This is a genomic window from Pseudomonas sp. GW822-FHT02D10 (assembly GCF_058802345.1).
The window spans coordinates 351,889-370,072 of record NZ_JBXAOB010000004.1 but is presented as its reverse complement, the minus strand read 5'-3'; the positions used below and the strand labels follow the sequence as shown (position 1 = coordinate 370,072).

At 60.3% G+C, this 18,184-nt stretch carries 18 protein-coding genes; 3 read left to right on the top strand and 15 right to left on the bottom strand.

Annotated features, from left to right (window positions below; all coding sequences use genetic code 11):
- Position 1: 1 nt before the first annotated feature.
- On the bottom strand, positions 2–1,102 hold the full coding sequence (locus tag AC1RPZ_RS09580; RefSeq protein ID WP_493136806.1) for an efflux RND transporter periplasmic adaptor subunit: 1,101 nt from the start codon (positions 1,100–1,102) through the stop codon (positions 2–4).
- 93 nt (positions 1,103–1,195) lie between these two features.
- On the opposite strand from AC1RPZ_RS09580, the gene AC1RPZ_RS09575 reads away from it, so the two are divergent.
- Complete coding sequence (locus AC1RPZ_RS09575; RefSeq protein ID WP_493136805.1) at positions 1,196–1,840, top strand: TetR/AcrR family transcriptional regulator; 645 nt, start codon at positions 1,196–1,198, stop codon at positions 1,838–1,840.
- A gap of 148 nt (positions 1,841–1,988) precedes the next feature.
- Here the strand turns inward: AC1RPZ_RS09575 and AC1RPZ_RS09570 are convergent, their stop codons facing one another.
- Complete coding sequence (locus AC1RPZ_RS09570) at positions 1,989–2,771, bottom strand: class I SAM-dependent methyltransferase (protein ID WP_493136804.1); 783 nt, start codon at positions 2,769–2,771, stop codon at positions 1,989–1,991.
- A gap of 93 nt (positions 2,772–2,864) precedes the next feature.
- Between AC1RPZ_RS09570 and AC1RPZ_RS09565 the strand changes: the two genes are divergently transcribed.
- Positions 2,865–3,485 carry an energy transducer TonB gene (locus AC1RPZ_RS09565; protein ID WP_493136803.1) on the top strand — a complete coding sequence of 207 codons (621 nt, stop codon included), beginning with the start codon at positions 2,865–2,867 and terminating at the stop codon, positions 3,483–3,485.
- Between the two features lie 84 nt (positions 3,486–3,569).
- On the opposite strand, the gene AC1RPZ_RS09560 is transcribed toward AC1RPZ_RS09565, so the two are convergent.
- The 6 genes from AC1RPZ_RS09560 to ppc form a co-directional block, all read right to left on the bottom strand.
- Entirely contained in the window at positions 3,570–4,391 is an 822-nt protein-coding gene (locus AC1RPZ_RS09560; RefSeq protein WP_493136802.1) for an isocitrate lyase/PEP mutase family protein, read from the bottom strand.
- 33 nt (positions 4,392–4,424) lie between these two features.
- Positions 4,425–5,285 (bottom strand): DUF72 domain-containing protein, encoded by an 861-nt coding sequence (locus tag AC1RPZ_RS09555; protein ID WP_493136801.1) that lies wholly within the window; start codon positions 5,283–5,285, stop codon positions 4,425–4,427.
- On the bottom strand, positions 5,285–5,593 hold the full coding sequence (locus AC1RPZ_RS09550) for a hypothetical protein (RefSeq protein WP_493136800.1): 309 nt from the start codon (positions 5,591–5,593) through the stop codon (positions 5,285–5,287). The genes AC1RPZ_RS09555 and AC1RPZ_RS09550 overlap by 1 nt, the downstream gene beginning before the upstream one ends.
- Positions 5,594–5,809: 216 nt before the next feature.
- Positions 5,810–6,484: a tRNA (adenosine(37)-N6)-threonylcarbamoyltransferase complex dimerization subunit type 1 TsaB gene (gene tsaB, locus AC1RPZ_RS09545; RefSeq protein WP_493136799.1), complete on the bottom strand. Its 675-nt coding sequence runs from the start codon at positions 6,482–6,484 to the stop codon at positions 5,810–5,812.
- Positions 6,485–6,577: 93 nt separating this feature from the next.
- Positions 6,578–7,225, bottom strand: a complete 648-nt coding sequence (gene adk, locus AC1RPZ_RS09540) for an adenylate kinase (protein ID WP_493136798.1) — start codon at positions 7,223–7,225, stop codon at positions 6,578–6,580.
- 288 nt (positions 7,226–7,513) lie between these two features.
- On the bottom strand, positions 7,514–10,144 hold the full coding sequence (gene ppc / locus AC1RPZ_RS09535; RefSeq protein WP_493136797.1) for a phosphoenolpyruvate carboxylase: 2,631 nt from the start codon (positions 10,142–10,144) through the stop codon (positions 7,514–7,516).
- Between the two features lie 195 nt (positions 10,145–10,339).
- Here ppc and AC1RPZ_RS09530 point away from each other — a divergent pair, with 195 nt between their 5' ends.
- On the top strand, positions 10,340–10,684 hold the full coding sequence (locus AC1RPZ_RS09530; protein ID WP_493136796.1) for a pilin assembly protein: 345 nt from the start codon (positions 10,340–10,342) through the stop codon (positions 10,682–10,684).
- A gap of 54 nt (positions 10,685–10,738) precedes the next feature.
- Here AC1RPZ_RS09530 and AC1RPZ_RS09525 read toward each other — a convergent pair whose 3' ends face one another.
- From AC1RPZ_RS09525 to AC1RPZ_RS09495, 7 genes are all read right to left on the bottom strand, one after another.
- On the bottom strand, positions 10,739–11,065 hold the full coding sequence (locus AC1RPZ_RS09525; RefSeq protein WP_262114862.1) for a PA3694 family proteiin: 327 nt from the start codon (positions 11,063–11,065) through the stop codon (positions 10,739–10,741).
- Positions 11,062–11,976, bottom strand: a complete 915-nt coding sequence (locus tag AC1RPZ_RS09520) for an alpha/beta hydrolase (RefSeq protein WP_493136795.1) — start codon at positions 11,974–11,976, stop codon at positions 11,062–11,064. Before AC1RPZ_RS09520 ends, AC1RPZ_RS09525 begins: the two co-directional genes overlap by 4 nt.
- A gap of 148 nt (positions 11,977–12,124) precedes the next feature.
- Positions 12,125–13,402, bottom strand: a complete 1,278-nt coding sequence (locus AC1RPZ_RS09515) for a flavohemoglobin expression-modulating QEGLA motif protein (RefSeq protein ID WP_493136794.1) — start codon at positions 13,400–13,402, stop codon at positions 12,125–12,127.
- Positions 13,403–13,448: 46 nt separating this feature from the next.
- Positions 13,449–14,165 carry a TetR/AcrR family transcriptional regulator gene (locus AC1RPZ_RS09510; RefSeq protein ID WP_493136793.1) on the bottom strand — a complete coding sequence of 239 codons (717 nt, stop codon included), beginning with the start codon at positions 14,163–14,165 and terminating at the stop codon, positions 13,449–13,451.
- 102 nt (positions 14,166–14,267) lie between these two features.
- Complete coding sequence (gene lysS, locus AC1RPZ_RS09505) at positions 14,268–15,770, bottom strand: lysine--tRNA ligase (protein ID WP_493136792.1); 1,503 nt, start codon at positions 15,768–15,770, stop codon at positions 14,268–14,270.
- Positions 15,771–15,841: 71 nt separating this feature from the next.
- Positions 15,842–16,937, bottom strand: a protein-coding gene (gene prfB / locus AC1RPZ_RS09500; RefSeq protein WP_493136791.1) for a peptide chain release factor 2 whose coding sequence is annotated in 2 segments (ribosomal slippage) — positions 15,842–16,864 and positions 16,866–16,937 — 1,095 coding nt in all. Because the reading frame shifts where the segments join, the coding sequence is not laid out codon by codon here.
- Between the two features lie 237 nt (positions 16,938–17,174).
- Positions 17,175–18,176 (bottom strand): diguanylate cyclase domain-containing protein, encoded by a 1,002-nt coding sequence (locus tag AC1RPZ_RS09495; protein ID WP_493136790.1) that lies wholly within the window; start codon positions 18,174–18,176, stop codon positions 17,175–17,177.
- Between the last annotated feature and the right edge of the window lie 8 nt (positions 18,177–18,184).

The following is an 18,184-nucleotide window of genomic DNA, read 5'->3' as shown; positions in this document are numbered from 1 at the left end:
ATTACTCCTTGACCGCCAGATTGACCACGCGGTTGGAGCGATCCACCGGCCGCACTTGCTGGCCTTCATGGAGCACGTGAACGCCGGCCGCCACCACCCAGTCGCTGGGACTCAGGCCTTCCAGCACCGGCACGGTTTTCTCACCGAAGGCGCCGACGCGAACCGAGGCTTTTTTCAGGGTGTTGTTGGCACCCACGACCCAGACGTACGTCGCGCCGTTTTCTGCGGTGAGCGCCGAGAGCGGCACCGACAGCGGCACTACGTCAGCGATTTGAATGTATACCCGAGCGCTTTGGCCAAGCTCGGCCGGGACCTTGCCAGCGGTAAACGTAATGCGAGCGGCAAAGGTCCGCGACTTTGGATCGGCGGCCGGCGACAGTTCACGAATGCTTCCGGCGAACCGCTGACCTTGCTGGGTCCACAGTTCAACCGTGACGGGCTGGCCGACCTTGAAACGGCCAAAGCTTTGCTCTGGCAGGCTGATCAGCACTTCACGCTCGCCGTCGGTGGCCAGGGTAAAGACGGTTTGCCCGGCGGCCACCACTTGCCCGACTTCCACGGCGCGCTTGGCCACGACACCGTCATGCGGCGCACGCAACACGGCGTAACTGGCCTGATTGCTGGCAACGTCAAACTCGGCCTTGATCTGCTTGAGTCGCGCCTCACCGGATCGGTAGAGGTTTTCAGAATTGTCGTACTGCGAGCGACTGACCATCTGACGTTCCATCAGGGTCTTGTAGCGATCACGCTCGGCACGCACCAGGTTCAGGTTGGCCTCAGCGGCGGCAACCTGGGCGCGAGTCGCTTCCAGTTGCAGACGGACGTCCTGGGGATCGAGTTCTGCCAGCGGCTGATTCGCCTTGACCCGCTCGCCTTCCTCGACCAATCGTCGGCTGACTTTGCCGCCAATACGGAAGGCCAGCTCTGGCTCGTAACGCGCACGGACTTCGCCGGGATAGCTGTCCATCGCCTGCGCGGAAGGTTCTGGCTGAACCACCATGGCCGGACGCACGGTGACTTGCACCGGCTCTTCATGGCCGCACGCAGACAACAAAAACGCCAGACTGACTGGCAAGGCGAGGGGCAAGGCATAGCGGAACATGGTGAACGACCTTTCGCTAATGGTGCGCGGAATATTTATACTGGCCGGTATGTTATTAATAGCAAACTCACCAGTCCAGTATTAAAGCGAAAAATGTCCAACAATCTTCCTGCACCCAACGGCCCCGGCCGCCCGAAGGATCTCGCCAAGCGCGAGGCGATTCTTGACGCGGCGAAACGTCTTTTCCTGAGCAATGGTTACGCGAGCACCAGCATGGACGCGGTGGCGGCTGAGGCCGGCGTGTCAAAGCTGACCGTTTACAGTCACTTCAACGACAAGGAGACGCTGTTCTCCTGCGCCGTGATGGCCAAATGCGAAGAGCAATTGCCCACATTGTTCTTCGAACTGCCCGACGGCATGCCGATCGAGAATGTGCTGTTGAACATCGCCCGAGGCTTTCATCTACTGATCAACAGCAATGAATCGGTGAACCTGCATCGCCTGATCATGACGCTGGGGAGTCAGGACCCGAAACTCTCGCAGATCTTCTTCGAAGCAGGTCCCCAGCGGATGTTGCAGGGCATGGAGCGCTTGCTGACGAAAATCGACCAGATCGGCGCCTTGAGCATCGACAAGCCGCTCAATGCCGCCGAGCATTTTTTCTGCATGCTCAAAGGCGCAGCGAATTTTCGTTTGCTCTACGGCTGCGGCGAACCCTTGACCGGCGATGCGGCCGAGGCTCATGTGCAGGAAGTGGTGGGGTTGTTTATGCGGGCGTATCGGCCGGATTCGGCCTGATAGGTTTTTAGCGCCTGGGCTGACGCTATCGTCGGATCGCCGCCCGGAGCAAGCTCGCTCCCACAATGGATCGGTGCTGACCACAAATCCTGTGATCAACCGATAACCCTGTGGGAGCGAGCTTGCTCGCGATGCGGACGACGCGGTCCTAAGGCTTGAGCGCTTTCTTGGGGTAGATGTCGTACCGGCTGGATTTGCCATCCAGCGCATGGCTCGGCTTTGGCCCTTCGATGCACGGTGCCTTGCGCGGGCGTTTGACCACCACCCGGTGGCTGGCCAGTGCGAGTGCGGCTTCGAGCAGGGCCGGCGCGTCCGGATCATCGCCTACCAACGGGCGAAACAGGCGCATTTCCTTCTTCACCAACGCAGTTTTCTCACGATGCGGGAACATCGGGTCGAGGTAGATCACCTGCGGCGGCTCGCCTTCCCAGTTGCGCATCAACTCGATCGAGTTACCCTTGAGCAACGTCATCCGCGCCACAATCGGCGCCACCTCAAAATCTTCCGCCGCACGGGCCAAACCATCCTCCAGCAACGCGCCGATCAACGGCTGACGCTCGATCAGGCTCATTTCACAGCCGAGGCTTGCCAGCACGAAACCATCCTTGCCCAGCCCCGCCGTGGCATCCAGCACCTTCGGCCGCACGCCTTGAGCGACACCGACAGCCTTGGCGATCATCTGACCGCTGCCGCCGCCATACAACCGGCGATGGGCGGCGCCGCCCTCGACGAAGTCCACCCGCACCGGTCCCGGCGCGTCCGCGCCGAGCTGTTGCAACTGCAAGCCCTGCTCGCCCACTTGCAACGCGAACTCGGCATCCTCCAGCAGCAGCGGCAAGTTCAATCGCTCGGCCCAGTGCTCGGCGCGTGCCTGAAACGCCTCGGCCAGGGCCTGGACTTTGATGCGGCTGGCCGCGGGTTGCTCACTCATCAGAAAACACACTCAAAAAATTAATGATCGGCAAAAACGGCCGATAACAAAACTATCGAGCATTTTGCCAGAGCTGAGCGTCGACCGAGAGAAATGTCAGACATTCAACGCACATCAGTAGGCTACATTTCGCGTCACGGCGATTATGGCCTGCGTAATTCCCAAGCACTGAGCGGCGTCAGTCACCTGTGGCAGGATTTTTTTGCCCAGGCGCTGGCCGATCATGTGGGCGACGCTGCACCGGCTCCTGGCAGTTACCCACCCGTCGCCGTCGATGGTCCGCTCGAACCGACCGTTGGCGCCGAGCTGCTCGAACACATCGTCACGCAACGCGCCTGCGACGTGAAGGACACCGCGATCCGCCCGCCTGAGCCGTTGTTCCTGCCGATTGCCGAGTTCGAAATGGACCTGGCCGACAAACCGGCTCCGCCGTTCCCGCCGGACGAAATCGTCGCGCAACAGAAACAACAAGACTTCGAAAGCGCTTGGGTGCGCCCGATCGTCCTCGCTGCCGGTCAGCCACTGCCTGCGCCAGGCCCGGCACCGCAACCGCGCCCATTGCACTTGCCGATTGCCGAGTTCGAACTCGATCTGCTGGACAAACCGGCAACCCCCTACCCGCACGCAGAGCTGGTCGAGCAACAAAAGCAATTCGACTTCGATAACGGCTGGGCTCGCCCAATCGTCTTGCAAAACCTGCGCATCGCCGCTTAAGCCTCAACCTCAGCGACAAACCCACCACAACCCGACATTCAGATAAAAGTGATTGCGATGGGCAGCGCTGTAGCCCCCAGCCAATCAACCTTTGAACAATTGATTGATCTGCCCGAACGGCATGGCGTGGTCGGCGAAGCCGAAGGTTCCTTGACCCTGAATTTCCTGCGCGGCCTGATAAAACGCACCGTAGGCGGCACGGGCCATGGCCGAGCCGACACTGATCCGTTTCACGCCCATTTCACTGAGCTGCGCCACGCTCAGCTTGAGACCGCCGGACATCAACACATTGACCGGTTTCGGCGCCACCGCACGGACCACCGCCAGCACCTCTTCAGCGCTGCGCAGCCCCGGCGCATAAAGCACATCGGCGCCCGCCTCGGCAAAGGCCTGCAAGCGGCGAATGGTGTCGGCCAGATCCGGATTACCGTGCAGGTAATTCTCGGCACGCGCGGTCAGGGTGAACGGGAACGGCAAACTGCGCGCTACTGTGACAGCTGCTTCGATGCGGGCGACGGCGTGTTCAAAGCAATAGATCGGGCCGTCTTCACGGCCGGTGGCGTCTTCGATAGAGCCACCTACCGCGCCAGCAGTGGCGGCGCGCAGCAGGCTCTCGGCGGACGCCTGCGGGCTGTCGGCGAAACCGTTTTCCAGGTCAACCGCCACCGGCAGATCAGTCGCGGCGACAATCGCCCGAACGTTGACCAGTGTCTCTTCGAGTTGTACCGCGCCGTCCGGGCGGCCCAGCGAAAAAGCATAACCGGCACTGGTGGTCGCCAGCGCCTGGTAACCCAGACTCGCGAGCATTTTTGCCGAACCGGCGTCCCACGGATTAGGAATCACAAAAGCTCCCGCACCTTCGTGCAAGGCCTTGAACGCCTGAGCTTTAAGGGTTTGCGCATCCATTGGCTCACTCCTGTAGAAGGGAAAAACCCGTCGTCAGAGCAACCCAAGCTGCTCGGCGGCGGGCTCTCTGTATAGCTCAGGCAGCGCCGGCAAGCCAGGCAAACGCGCCATCAAGCGAGTATGAAAGCGTTGCGCCAGGGCGGCGGCCAGCAGGTTGTCGGCGGTGTGCAGGAAGATGTACGGCGTGCGGCCCTCTTCGATCCATTGGGCGATTTTCTCGACCCACGGCGACAGGAACGAATCGTTGGCTTCAAGCACCGGATGGCCGATGAAACGCACTTGCGGGAACTGGGTGAAGGCCGCCGGACGCGGTGGCACCTTGGGCTTTTTCGCTTGCGCATGAAGCACCGAAGGTTCAGTCGACGTGCAGCTGAACAGCGCCCGTGGATCGAGGCAAATGCGCTCCACGCCACGATCCAGCAACAGGCGATTGAGCTTGCGCTCGGCATCGCCTTTGGCGAAGAAATCCCGATGCCGCACTTCAACCGCCAGGGGCCGCTGTAGCCCATCGATGAACCCGGCCAGTTCGGCCAGTCGTTGCGGGGTAAACGCTGCCGACAGCTGCAACCAAAGCGGTGAAACCCGTTCGCCGAGCGGGCTGAGCAATTGCACGAAAGTTTCGGCGGCGCTCAGTTGCTCGCGCAGGTCGCCACCGTGGCTGATGTCACCGGGGAATTTGGCGGTAAAGCGAAAGTCTTCGGGCATCGCCTGCGCCCAGCGCTCGACCGTCGCCGGTGCTGGGCGCGCATAAAACGTGGTGTTGCCTTCAACGGCGTTGAACACCTGCGAGTACAGGCCGAGAAACTCGTTGGGACGGGCGCTTTGCGGATACAGGTACTCGCGCCAGGCGTTTTCGCTCCAGGATGGGCAACCGAGGTAGTAAGGCAACCGCATCAGATGTGCAGGTCGAGACCCAGCACTTCCATATCCCAATCGACGAAAGCTGCGGTGCTCAGGTAGCTGGCCAGGGCCATCGCCACGCTTTTGCTCATGGCGCGGTGGTAGATCATGTCCTGCTGACGGGCGGGGAGATTGCTCAGACGTTGCGCAGAAGCCTTGGCGGCGCGGGCAGCCAGTTGCTCTTCAGAAGGGAAATCCTGCTCGCCATCGATATCCTCAAGGGACTCGTCCACCGACACATTGCCTTTGCGGGGCTTGCGCTTGATGGGGTAGGACTGAGAGGAAAAGCCGTCTATGCGCATAGGTACAAACTCGCTATCGATGATGGCAATTTAGCGGCACTTATCAGTGTTCGCAAACTCCCAAGTGATAACTAGAGCACATAAACCGGAAAAGGTTTAAAAGCGCGCGGTAGAAACTGACAATTGGCAAAGATCGCAGCCTTCGGCAGCTCCTACAGGTGATCCGCGTACTCCCGTAGGAGCTGCCGCAGGCTGCGATCTTTTGATCTACGAATCCTAACGGGCCTTGGGGGTCGCCACTTTGTCGCGCAGGTAAACCGGTTGTGCGTCGTCCGCCGGGATGCCTTCGCCGCGTTCCCAGGCGAAACGGGCCAGGGTCAGCAAGTCTTCGGCGTGAGGCAGCATGCCAGCGTCCTGACCGGTCAGGTTGACGGCGATTCGCTCGCCATAACCCCAACCGGTGCCCGCGCCGAACCAGTCACCCGTGGCATCTGCCGGCAATGCAGCCACTTGCGGTGGCAACACCGCTTCAGCCCCCACCAAGCGCATTTCGCCGGCGGTTTCGCGGTAGCAGCCCCAGTAGACTTCATCCATCCGTGCATCGATGGCCGCCGCAACTTGATGTGCACCGTGCTCACGCAATGCGCGCTGCGCCAGCACCGCCAGGTTGGACACCGGCAACACCGGACGATCCAGGGCAAACGCCAGGCCTTGAACCACGCCGATGGCAATTCGCACACCGGTAAACGCCCCCGGGCCGCGACCAAAGGCAATCGCGTCGACCGCTTGCAAGGTGGTACCCGCATCAGCCAGCAACTGCTGGATCATTGGCAGCAACTTCTGCGCATGCAGGCGCGGGATCACCTCGTAATGGCTCGTGACCTTGCCGTCATGCAGCAAGGCAACGGAGCAAGCTTCAGTCGCGGTGTCCAGGGCCAGCAAGGTGCTCATCGATGTTTCCGTCAGAGAGGTAGAAAAAAGTGCACCAGTATAAACAACAACGGCCCGCAAGCGGGCCGTTGAACGTAAAGCAAATCAGCTTTCTCAGCTCAGCGCTTCAAGCACCTTGCCGGTGATGGCTTCAACCGAGCCAACGCCCGCGATGTGGCTGTACTTCGGCTTGCCGTGAGCAGCCGACAGCTGCTGGTAGAAATCCACCAGTGGCTTGGTCTGGGAATGGTAGACCGACAGACGATGACGCACGGTTTCTTCGGTGTCGTCTTTACGCTGCACCAGCGCTTCGCCAGTGATGTCGTCCTTGCCCGCGAGTTTCGGCGGGTTGTAGACGGTGTGGTAAACGCGGCCGCTGGCTTCGTGTACACGACGACCGGCGATACGCTGAACGATTTCTTCGTCATCGACGGCGATTTCAACCACGTGATCCAGCTCGACGCCGGCCTTCACCAGCGCTTCGGCCTGGGGAATGGTGCGCGGGAAACCGTCGAACAGGAAACCGTTGGCGCAATCAGCCTGGCTGATGCGTTCCTTGACCAGATTGATGATCAGGTCATCGGATACCAGACCGCCGCTGTCCATGACGCTCTTGGCGATCAGGCCCAACTCGGTGCCAGCCTTGACCGCGGCACGCAGCATGTCGCCGGTGGAGATCTGTGGAATAGCGAATTTTTCAGTGATGAACTTAGCCTGAGTACCTTTACCGGCCCCGGGAGCTCCCAGCAGAATGACGCGCATCGATGTGCTCCTCAATTTTTTATTAATAAACGATCGGATTCGCCGCGTGGGGCCAATCTCAAAATAGGGTCGTGGACCGCCCAAACGGCCAAAGGCTGATCAAGATACACAGCAGGCCCTGACCACACAAGCCGCCGAAAGTCGGAGGAACCCGCGCCTGTTACGCCCTGGCGACAAGGTGATCCAAGTCGCAACCCCATAACAAAGTGTCGCCCGACAACCGCGACCGGCCCTCGGGGACCGGTCGCTTGAAGCGGTAAAGCCGCTTGCGACATCCCGTAAAAGACCTTAGCCGGTATTACGCAAACCGGCGGCAATCCCCGCCACAGACACCAGCAACGCCTGTTCCACCGGGCTGCCCTGCGCCACTTCCGGCTGACGCGAGCGGGCCAACAGTTCGGCCTGCAATAGATGTAGCGGGTCGAGGTAGGTGTTGCGTAAACGGATGAACTCCAGGGTATCAGGGCTATGGGCCAGCAGTTGCGACTGACCGGTCAGGCCAAGGACCACCGAACACGCCTGCGACAATAGGTCGCGTAAATGCACACCCAAAGGTAACAAATCAGGCGTCACCAATCGCTCATCGTAGGACTGGGCGATGTCCGCGTCGGCCTTGGCCAGCACCATCTCCAGCATGTCGATGCGCGTGCGGAAGAACGGCCATTGCTCACGCATCTGCGCCAGCAACTCACCCTCACCGCGCGCCAGTGCCTTGCTCAGCGCTGCTTCCCAGCCGAGCCAGGCCGGCAGCATCAGACGAGTCTGGGTCCAGCCGAAGATCCACGGAATCGCCCGCAGGCTTTCGATCCCGCCGGCACGCCGCTTGGCCGGACGGCTGCCCAGCGGCAGACGCCCCAGCTCCTGCTCGGGAGTGGATTGACGAAAATACTCGACGAACTGTGGATTTTCTCGCACCACGGCACGATAAGCGCTGACACCATCGGCCGCCAATTCGTCCATCAAGCCACGCCACGCGGGCTCCGGCGGTGGCGGCGGCAACAACGTCGCCTCCAGCACCGCGGCCAGGTACAGGTTGAGGTTCTGCTCGGCGATGTCCGGCAGGCCGAATTTGAAACGAATCATTTCCCCCTGCTCAGTGGTGCGGAAACGCCCGGCCACCGATCCCGGCGGCTGCGACAGAATTGCCGCGTGCGCCGGACCACCGCCACGGCCCACCGTGCCGCCGCGACCGTGGAACAACAGCAACTCGACTTGCTGCTCGCGGCAGATATCCACCAAACGCTCTTGCGCCCGATACTGAGCCCAGGCCGCCGCCGTGGTGCCGGCGTCCTTGGCCGAGTCGGAATAGCCGATCATCACTTCCTGTGGGCCCTGCAAACGCGAGCGATAGCCCGGCAGCAGCAACAGTTTCTCGATCACCGGGCCGGCGTTGTCCAGGTCGGCGAGGGTTTCGAACAGCGGCACCACGCGCATCGGCCGCAACACACCCGACTCTTTAAGCAGCAGTTGCACGGCGAGCACGTCCGAAGCAGCGCCGGCCATGGAGATCACATAAGAGCCCAGCGACGCCCCCGGTGCCGCGGCAATTTCGCGACAAGTCGCCAGGACTTCGGCAGTGTCGGCCGAGGGTTTGAAATATGCCGGCAACAGTGGCCGACGATTGTTCAACTCGCCCATCAAGAAGCGAATACGCGCGTCCTCGTCCCAGTCTTCATAGCGACCGAGGCCCAGATAATCGGTGATTTCGGTCATCGCCGCCGAATGCCGCGACGAGTCCTGACGCACATCCAGCCGCACCAGGAACAGGCCGAAGGTCACCGCCCGACGCAGACAATCAAGCAACGGACCGTCGGCGATCACGCCCATGCCGCATTCATGCAGCGACTGATAGCACAGCTCCAGCGGATCGAGCAGCTCGCGGTTGTTTTGCAGCACCTCAGCCGGTGCCGCAGTGGTCTCGGTCAAGGAGGCCTGCGCCCAGTTACGGGTCGCGCGCAGGCGTTCACGCAGTTGTTTGAGCACCGCGCGGTAAGGTTCTGCGCTGTCCCCGGCCTTGGCCCGCAACGCGGTGCTGGCCTGCTGCATCGACAGATCGGCGGCCAGATGATCGACATCGCGCAGGTAAAGGTCGGCCGCCATCCAGCGCGCCAGCAGCAAGACTTCACGGGTAACGACAGCGGTCACGTTTGGGTTGCCGTCACGGTCGCCGCCCATCCACGAGGCGAAACGAATCGGCGCCGCCTCCAGCGGTAAACGCAGGCCGGTAGCGGCATGCAGGGCCTGATCGGCCTTGCGCAAGTAGTTGGGGATCGCCTGCCACAGCGAATGCTCGATCACCGCAAAGCCCCACTTGGCTTCATCGACCGGGGTTGGTCGGGTGCGGCGGATTTCTTCGGTGTGCCAGGCTTCGGCGATCAGGCGTTGCAAACGCTGCTGGATCTGCTCGCGTTCGGCAGTCGTCAGGTCGCGGTGATCCTGAGCGGCCAGTTGCGCGGCGATGGCGTCGTACTTCTGGATCAAGGTCCGGCGGGCGACTTCGGTCGGGTGCGCCGTCAGCACCAACTCGATCTCCAGCCGCCCCAGTTGCCGCGCCAGCGCGGCGCTGCCATGGCCTTCAGCCCGCAGGCGGGCGAGCAGTTCGGGCAGCACCCGCGCCTCGAACGGTGCTGGCTGGGACTCTTCGCGGCGATGAATCAGCTGATATTGCTCGGCGATGTTCGCCAGGTTGAGGAACTGGTTGAACGCCCGCGCCACCGGCAGCAGTTCGTCTTCGCTCAACTGATTGAGGCTGGCACGCAGCTCAGCGTCCGTCGAGCCACGGCGGTCCGCCTTGGCGCCCTTACGGATCAGCTCGATCTTGGCGAGAAAACCATCCCCGTACTGCTCACGAATGGTGTTACCCAACAACTCACCCAGCAGGTGAACATCCTCGCGCAAGCGTGCATCGATATCAGTCATCAGCAGTTCTCCAGCGAATGGCAGTCGGCTTCAAGAGTGCCGCCCGCAGCGGGTTCTTACAAGTCGGACGACGAATCGACTTTAAACCTTGAAGGTAAAGGCTAGTCTCAAAGGTAAGCCGTACAGAGGCTTGCCACCGGCAACGGCCGGGCACTCATCCCCTCCTGCCAAGAGCAGGTGCCTATTGAGGTCATTATGAAAATCCGTGAATTAGCCCAACATTGGGAAGAAACCGCCACAGGCCGTTTGACCAAGACCGGCTACACCATTCACCTGGACGTCGAAGCCGCAGCGCGACTGGCGGCGATTACCGAGATGTACCCCAAACGCCACCCTGAAGAACTGCTCGGCGAACTGATCGGTGCGGCGCTGGAAGAGCTCGAAGCGAGCTTCCCTTACGTCAAGGGTCAACAGGTGGTCGCGACCGACGAGGAAGGTGACCCGCTCTACGAAGACGTCGGGCCTACGCCGCGTTTTCTTGAGTTGTCGCGGCGCCATTTGCATGATTTGTCAGCCCAGAGCGGCAAGCAAAAACACTGAAGACCTGTGGCGAGGGAGCTTGCTCCCTCGCCACAAAGGTTCACGTCGCTGGGATTATTGCTCCAGCTGCGGCGTCTCTTGCCCCATGCAACGCACGGCTTTTTTCTGGTTGTTGACCAGCACACCGGTCAGGCCTTTCTGTTCGGTGTCGAACAGCACCAGCACACCATCGACGCACTGGGCGACTTGCGCGGCCGGCTCCAGGGAGACTTTGTAGTCTTCGCCCGGTACGGTCTTAAGCATGGTGAAGTCGTTGAGCAGCAGCGCGTCTTCCGGTTTGGCGAAATGCAGGTAACCGTAGAACCACAAGGCCCCGACAGTGCCGAGGATGCTGCAGATACCGGTGATGATCAGCGGGATGGCGTTACGTTCTTCACTCATTGCGGACTCTCTGGAGGTTCAATTTCTGAATTCTGGGGTGCCGGGTAATTGGGCGTTTCGCCCAAGCGGCGCAGGCCGTTGAAGTGCTGCGGGTCATCGAGAAAGCGCAGCATGACGGTGCGCCAGGTCGGGACGCCGAAGGTCTGCACATGCCCGCCTCGGGTCAGTTGCAGGACCCTCGGCGGGGGCGCAGCTTGATACAGTCGGATGCCATTGGAAAGCGGCACGAGCGGATCGTCGATGCTGTGGTAGATCAATTTCGGCACGCCATTGAGCTGCGGCATCGCATTGATCGCGCTGTCGGCGTCCGGCACCAGCCAGGACAACGGCACCTGAAACGGCCAGGTCATCCACGACGTACTCAAGGCAAATTGCCCGACATCCCGGTAACTGGCCGGCACGCCGTCGAGGACCAGCGCTTTGAGCTGACGCTGACGCTCGGGGTGTTCAACCAGATAATGCACGACCAGCGCGCCACCAAGGCTCTGCCCAAGCACGATCAGCGGTTTACCCTGAACTTCAGGCGCCTGGTCCAGCCATTTGAATGAAGCGTCGATGTCCTGATAGATCGCCGGCAAGCTGGGTTTACCCTGCGACAGGCCATAACCGCGATAGTCCACCAACAGCACCTGATAACCCTGCTTCGGCAGCCACCAAGTGGCGCCCAGATGCCCGGCGAGATTCCCGCCATTGCCGTGCAAATGCAGCACCGTGCCCTTGACCGCCACGCCTTTTTTGGCCGGCAGCCACCAGCCGCGCAATTTCAGGCCATCGGCGGTGGTCAGGGTGACGTCGCGGTACTCAAGCCCGGCTTTCTCCGGGGTAAACGGCAGACCAGGTTCAGGGAAGAACAGCAAGGAACTGCAACCGCCGAGGGTCAGGAGAAGGCAAAGGATGCCGAGGATTCTCATCCGTTTGAAGCCTCGCAAAAAAGGAGTTGAAACACACGACCTGTGGGAGCGAGCTTGCTCGCGATGGCGTTCTAACATTGAGCATTGATGTTGACTGTGACACCGCTATCGCGAGCAAGCTCGCTCCCACATTTGGACGGCGTGATCCTTACAAAATGTTCGAGTAATCCGCTTCGATCCGGTCCAGGCTCAGGTGGTTGAGGAAGTTGGAGAAACACATCCAGGCCGACAGGGCGTTCATGTCACGGAACTGGTCCGGCAGGTACTTGGGTGGTTCCACCAAGCCTTCATCCACCAACTGACGCAGGGTTCGCATGTCTTCCAGGGTGGTTTTGCCACAAAACAGTAAAGGGATCTGCTCAAGCTTGCCTTTACGCACGGCCAACTGAATGTAGTTGTAAACCATGATAAAGCCCTTGAGGTAGGACAAGTCTTTGGTAAATGGCAGACCATTTGGCACCGATCCACGGAAAACCCGGCTGGCGTTGCTATAGCTTTCAGCCATCTCGAAGCCTTGTGCGCGGAAGAACTCGAAGATCTGCAAGAAGTCCGCGCCCTCCTCGGCCATGTGAATCGCGCGGGTACGGTTGGTCAGTTTGCGCAGACGACTCGGATAAGAGGCAAAGGTGATGATTTCCATCAGGATCGCCAGGCCTTCCTGGGTCACGGTCGACGACGGTGGACCTTTGGAGAGGAAGGTGCAGATCGGCTGGTTCAGACCGTTGAGGGTAGTGCCGACGTGCACCAACCCTTCATGGACTTCCAGGGCACGCACATCGCGGTCATTGAACATCGCGTCAGCGCGGATCTTGATGTAGTCGGCACCGGCCGCCGCATCCGCGACGATACCGTCGGACTCGAACACCCGAATGGTTTCCTCGGTTTCGCCAAAAACCTTGTTCAAGCGGGTTTGCAGCAAGTGCACTGCTTCTTTGGCCGTGAGAATCTTCGGCTCGTCCTTGAGGTCGCCCCGGCCATCGATGTTGTTCAGGTAGTCGGACATCATCAGGCCAAGGTCGGCCAGGGTCGGATCACCGGCGTGGAACGCATCGGACGCGGCGCCGTAAAGCTCTTGGGAAATCAACCCGAAATCTTCGGTGCCACGCGCTTCGAGCATCCGCACCACCATGCGGTATTCCTTGCACATGCGCCGCATGATCTGCCCGACCGGGTTGAACTGACCGAGCTGGCGGGTGATGTCGCGCTCGATGTTCTGGAATTCCAGCTTCACTTTGCTGGAATCGAAAGACAGTGGCCGATTGAGGTAGTAGTCGCGGTCCACGGCCGGCATTTCCTTGCCTTTGGCCTTGAGGAAACCCTTGCGGACGTTGTCGTCCCACTTGACCGCATCGAGTACCCGAATCGGCGTCTGCGCCAGCACTATGCGATCGGACAAGGTGCGTATCGTCTGCTGGTATTCGTCCACCTGGTGCTCCTGTTTAAAACCGTTCAATGTGGGATAGTGCCGATCGTTATACCGACGCCAATACCAGATGCATGTAGCGGTTCAAAATGCCGAGCATCTCTTGTTCAGCCAGCGGCTCTGCGTCGTTGAGCAGCCCTTGATATTCCATCCGGCCGACAATCGCCGTCAACACTTTGGCATCCTGCTGTGGCTCTCGGGAACCCAATACCTGGAAAAGCTGGCAGGTGCCCTGTAGGAGAATTTGCTGATGCGAACGCACCAACAGGGCCAGGCGCGGATTGAGCAAGGCTTCCTGGCGGAAGGCCTGCTCGGCCATCAAGTGCTCACGGCGGTTGCTCAGTTGCCGTTGGACATAGTCAGCCATCAGCCGTGCAATATCGTCAGCCAACCGCGAGCGGGACTCGGGGCTGCCATCACCGCTAACGACCAATTCGCGCAACAGGCCTTCGTTGTTGGCCCACAACCTGGCCATGAAGGCGGCGCTGCGCTCGACGTATTGAGCAAAGGTATCGGTAAGCAGGTCATCGATATCCTTGAAATAGTAAGTCGTCGCCGACAACGGCACACCGGCTTCGGCGGCGACTGCACGGTGACGTACCGCACGGACACCGTCGCGTACGACGATCCGCATCGCGGCATCAAGAATGTCCTGTCGACGCTGCTCACTTCCCTGTCGGCTGGCCTTTCGGCCTTGGTACTGAACGCTTTCAGCGACCGCAGTGGCGATACCCGCTGCACCTTCTTGAGCACTTGCACGATTCACGGCAGGTATTCCTCTCTAACGTCAAAAGTAACCAATTGATACGTTTGTACCAGACAGGCAATAAAAAGCCGCCTGTTATAGGCGGCTTTTTTATTGAAACATTTACGCTTGCGGCCGCATGTGCGGGAACAGGATCACATCGCGAATCGACGGTGAGTTGGTCAACAGCATCACCAGACGGTCGATACCGATACCTTCACCGGCGGTCGGCGGCATGCCGTATTCCAGTGCGCGAACGAAGTCAGCGTCGTAGTGCATGGCTTCGTCGTCGCCGGCGTCCTTGTCGGCCACCTGAGCCATGAAGCGCTCGGCCTGGTCTTCCGCGTCGTTCAACTCGGAGTAGGCGTTGGCGATTTCGCGGCCACCAATGAACAGCTCGAAACGGTCGGTGACGTTCGGGTTCTCGTCGTTGCGACGGGCCAGCGGCGACACTTCAAACGGGTACTGGGTGATGAAGTGCGGCTGCTCCAGCTTGTGCTCGACCAGTTCTTCGAAAATCATCACCTGCAACTTGCCCAGACCTTCGAAGCCGAGCACCTTGGCGCCGGCCTTTTTGGCGATGGCGCGAGCCTTGTCGATGTCCTGCAGGTCGGCAGCGGTCAGGTCCGGGTTGTACTTGAGAATCGAGTCGAACACCGACAGACGCACGAACGGCTCGCCGAAGTGGAACACCTTGTCGCCGTAAGGCACGTCGGTGCTGCCCAGAACCAGCTGAGCCAGTTCACGGAACAGCTCTTCGGTCAGGTCCATGTTGTCTTCGTAGTCGGCGTAAGCCTGGTAGAACTCCAACATGGTGAATTCAGGGTTGTGACGAGTCGAGACGCCTTCGTTACGGAAGTTGCGGTTGATCTCGAACACCTTCTCGAAACCGCCAACCACCAGACGCTTGAGGTACAGCTCCGGCGCGATACGCAGGAACATTTCCATGTCCAGCGCGTTGTGGTGAGTCTCGAAAGGCTTGGCCGCAGCACCACCCGGAATGGTTTGCAGCATCGGCGTTTCAACTTCAAGGAAGTCGCGCTTCATCAGGAAGCTGCGGATGTGCGCGATCACTTGCGAACGCACGCGGAACGTCTGGCGCACCTCATCGTTGACGATCAGGTCAACGTAACGCTGGCGGTAGCGCTGCTCGGTGTCGGACAGGCCGTGGTGCTTGTCTGGCAGCGGACGCAGGGACTTGGTCAGCAGACGCACGTTGGTCATTTCAACGTACAGGTCGCCTTTGCCGGAACGGGCCAGGGTGCCTTCGGCAGCAATAATGTCGCCCAGGTCCCAGGTCTTGACCGCGGCCAGGGTTTCTTCCGACAGGGTTTTACGGTTGACGTAAACCTGAATGCGCCCGGACATGTCCTGGATCACCATGAACGAGCCACGGTTGAGCATGAGACGACCGGCAACCTTGACCGGAATCGCAGCCTCTGCCAGCTCTTCCTTAGTCTTGGCAGCGTACTGTTTCTGCAAATCTTCGCAGTAGGCGTCGCGGCGGAAGTCGTTGGGGAAGGCCTGGCCCTTGGCGCGCTCGGCAGCAAGCTTTTCCTTGCGCAGGGCGATCAGGGAGTTTTCTTCCTGTTGCAGGGCTTGCGGATCGAGTTCTAGGTCGCTCATGTCTTTAAATTTTCCATCACAGGTTCGTTGCCCCCGCCGATGACAGGGGACTTAAGGTCTTGACTGGCGGTTTACAGCCCTTGTTTCAGGCTCGCCACCAGGTATTCGTCGATATCGCCGTCGAGCACCTTGTCGCAGTCGCTGCGTTCGACGTTAGTCCGCAAATCCTTGATTCGCGACTGGTCGAGCACGTACGAGCGAATCTGGTGACCCCAGCCGATGTCCGACTTGGTGTCTTCCAGAGCCTGGGAGGCGGCATTGCGTTTCTGCACTTCCTGCTCGTACAAGCGCGCCCGCAACATTTTCATCGCGGTGTCTTTGTTGGCGTGCTGGGAACGTTCGTTCTGACAGCAGACCACGGTGTTGGTCGGTACGTGGGTGATACGTACGGCCGAGTCGGTGGTGTTTACGTGCTGACCACCGGCACCCGAGGAGCGGTAGGTGTCGATGCGCAGGTCCGACGGGTTGATGTCGATTTCGATGTTGTCATCGATTTCCGGCGACACGAACACGGCCGAGAACGAGGTGTGACGACGGTTACCCGAGTCGTACGGGCTCTTGCGCACCAGACGGTGCACGCCGATTTCGGTCCGCAGCCAGCCAAAAGCGTATTCGCCCTTGATGTGCAGGGTGGCGCCCTTGATCCCGGCGACTTCACCGGCGGAGAGCTCCATGATGGTGGCGTCGAAACCGCGTTTATCCGCCCAGCGCAAGTACATGCGCAGCAGGATGTTGGCCCAGTCCTGGGCTTCGGTACCGCCGGAGCCGGCCTGGATGTCCAGGTAGGCGTTGTTGGCGTCCATTTCACCGCTGAACATGCGACGGAACTCAAGCTTCTCGAGGGCTTCGCGCAGACGCTCGACTTCGGCAGCGACGTCATCGACGGCGGCCTGGTCTTCTTCTTCGGCGGACATCAGCAGCAGGTCCTTGGCGTCGGCAAGGCCGCTGTGCATCTGGTCGAGGGTTTCGACGATCTGCGCCAGCAGCGAGCGCTCGCGGCCCAGTTCCTGAGCGTACGACGGGTTGTTCCAGACATTCGGATCTTCAAGCTCGCGATTGACTTCAGTCAGACGCTCATGCTTTTGATCGTAGTCAAAGATACCCCCGAATAGTTTCGGAGCGCTCGGACAGGTCCTTGATACTGTTAAGGATCGGGTTGATTTCCATGGCGGGCAGCACTCGTTGGCGAACTTTTGAAAGCCGGCGAGTATAACGTAATCAAGCTGTCACGGCAGCCCGCCTGGCGGCTTTAGGGCGAATGGTTTTTGGCTGAACACCATGTAGACGTTGCACTCCGAACTGTAGGAGCTGCCGAAGGCTGCGATCCTTTGATCTTCGCCTTTAAAGCAACATCAAAAGATCGCAGCCTTCGGCAGCTCCTACAGGGCATCGTGTTTCAGCGGGTTACTCAATCCCCACCTGATTGCGCCCATTGTTCTTCGCCAGGTACAACCCCTTGTCCGCCGCCGAGATCAATTGACGGCAATCCGTGCCCGACTGCGGGGTCATGGTCGAGAGGCCGATGCTGATGGTCAGGCTTGCACCTTCGGCCGGGAAAACATGCGGAATTTTCATTCCGGCCACAGTCTGTCGGAGTTTTTCCGCGACCAGACGCGCCCCGCCCGGCGAGGTATTGGGCAATACCAGCACGAACTCTTCACCGCCATAACGCGCCGGCAGATCGGAAGGCCGGCTGCTGGCATCGCGGATTGCCGTGGCGACTTTGCGCAGGGCTTCGTCGCCTTCCAGGTGGCCGAAGTTGTCGTTGTACAACTTGAAGTGATCGACATCGATCATCAACAGTGACAGCTGCGCCTGATCACGCAAGGCCCGGCGCCATTCCAGCTCGAGGTATTCGTCGAAATGGCGGCGGTTCGACAGGCCGGTCAGGCCGTCTGAGTTCATCAACCGCTGGAGCACCAGGTTGGTATCGAGCAACTGCTGCTGGCTGACCCGCAACGCCCGGTAGGCCGCGTCGCGCTGGATAAGGGTGGTGTAGGAACGCGAGTGGTAACGAATGCGCGCCACCAGTTCGATGTTGTCCGGCAGCTTGACCAGGTAATCGTTGGCCCCCGCGGCAAACGCCGCGCTCTTGATCAGCGGGTCTTCCTTGGTCGAGAGCACAATGATCGGAACGTCCTTGGTCGCCGGGTGGTTGCGGTATTCGCGCACCAGCGACAGGCCATCCAGACCGGGCATGACCAGGTCCTGCAGGATCACCGTCGGCCTGATGCGAATTGCCTGGGCGATGGCCTGGTGCGGATCGGCGCAAAAATGGAAGTCGATGTTCTCTTCGTTCGCCAGCCCGCGGCGCACGGCTTCACCGATCATGGCCTGGTCGTCGACCAGCAGCACCATCGCGGCGTTCTCATCGGCTTTAAAAGCGTCGAGCTGTAAATCATCCATGTGCGTTC

Coding starts and splice junctions, on each gene's coding strand:
- AC1RPZ_RS09580 (WP_493136806.1), bottom strand. CDS start 1,102: ATGTTCCGCTATGCCTTGCCCCTCGCCTTGCCAGTCAGTCTGGCGTTT.
- AC1RPZ_RS09575 (WP_493136805.1), top strand. CDS start 1,196: ATGTCCAACAATCTTCCTGCACCCAACGGCCCCGGCCGCCCGAAGGAT.
- AC1RPZ_RS09570 (WP_493136804.1), bottom strand. CDS start 2,771: ATGAGTGAGCAACCCGCGGCCAGCCGCATCAAAGTCCAGGCCCTGGCC.
- AC1RPZ_RS09565 (WP_493136803.1), top strand. CDS start 2,865: ATGTCAGACATTCAACGCACATCAGTAGGCTACATTTCGCGTCACGGC.
- AC1RPZ_RS09560 (WP_493136802.1), bottom strand. CDS start 4,391: ATGGATGCGCAAACCCTTAAAGCTCAGGCGTTCAAGGCCTTGCACGAA.
- AC1RPZ_RS09555 (WP_493136801.1), bottom strand. CDS start 5,285: ATGCGGTTGCCTTACTACCTCGGTTGCCCATCCTGGAGCGAAAACGCC.
- AC1RPZ_RS09550 (WP_493136800.1), bottom strand. CDS start 5,593: ATGCGCATAGACGGCTTTTCCTCTCAGTCCTACCCCATCAAGCGCAAG.
- tsaB (WP_493136799.1), bottom strand. CDS start 6,484: ATGAGCACCTTGCTGGCCCTGGACACCGCGACTGAAGCTTGCTCCGTT.
- adk (WP_493136798.1), bottom strand. CDS start 7,225: ATGCGCGTCATTCTGCTGGGAGCTCCCGGGGCCGGTAAAGGTACTCAG.
- ppc (WP_493136797.1), bottom strand. CDS start 10,144: ATGACTGATATCGATGCACGCTTGCGCGAGGATGTTCACCTGCTGGGT.
- AC1RPZ_RS09530 (WP_493136796.1), top strand. CDS start 10,340: ATGAAAATCCGTGAATTAGCCCAACATTGGGAAGAAACCGCCACAGGC.
- AC1RPZ_RS09525 (WP_262114862.1), bottom strand. CDS start 11,065: ATGAGTGAAGAACGTAACGCCATCCCGCTGATCATCACCGGTATCTGC.
- AC1RPZ_RS09520 (WP_493136795.1), bottom strand. CDS start 11,976: ATGAGAATCCTCGGCATCCTTTGCCTTCTCCTGACCCTCGGCGGTTGC.
- lysS (WP_493136792.1), bottom strand. CDS start 15,770: ATGAGCGACCTAGAACTCGATCCGCAAGCCCTGCAACAGGAAGAAAAC.
- AC1RPZ_RS09495 (WP_493136790.1), bottom strand. CDS start 18,176: ATGGATGATTTACAGCTCGACGCTTTTAAAGCCGATGAGAACGCCGCG.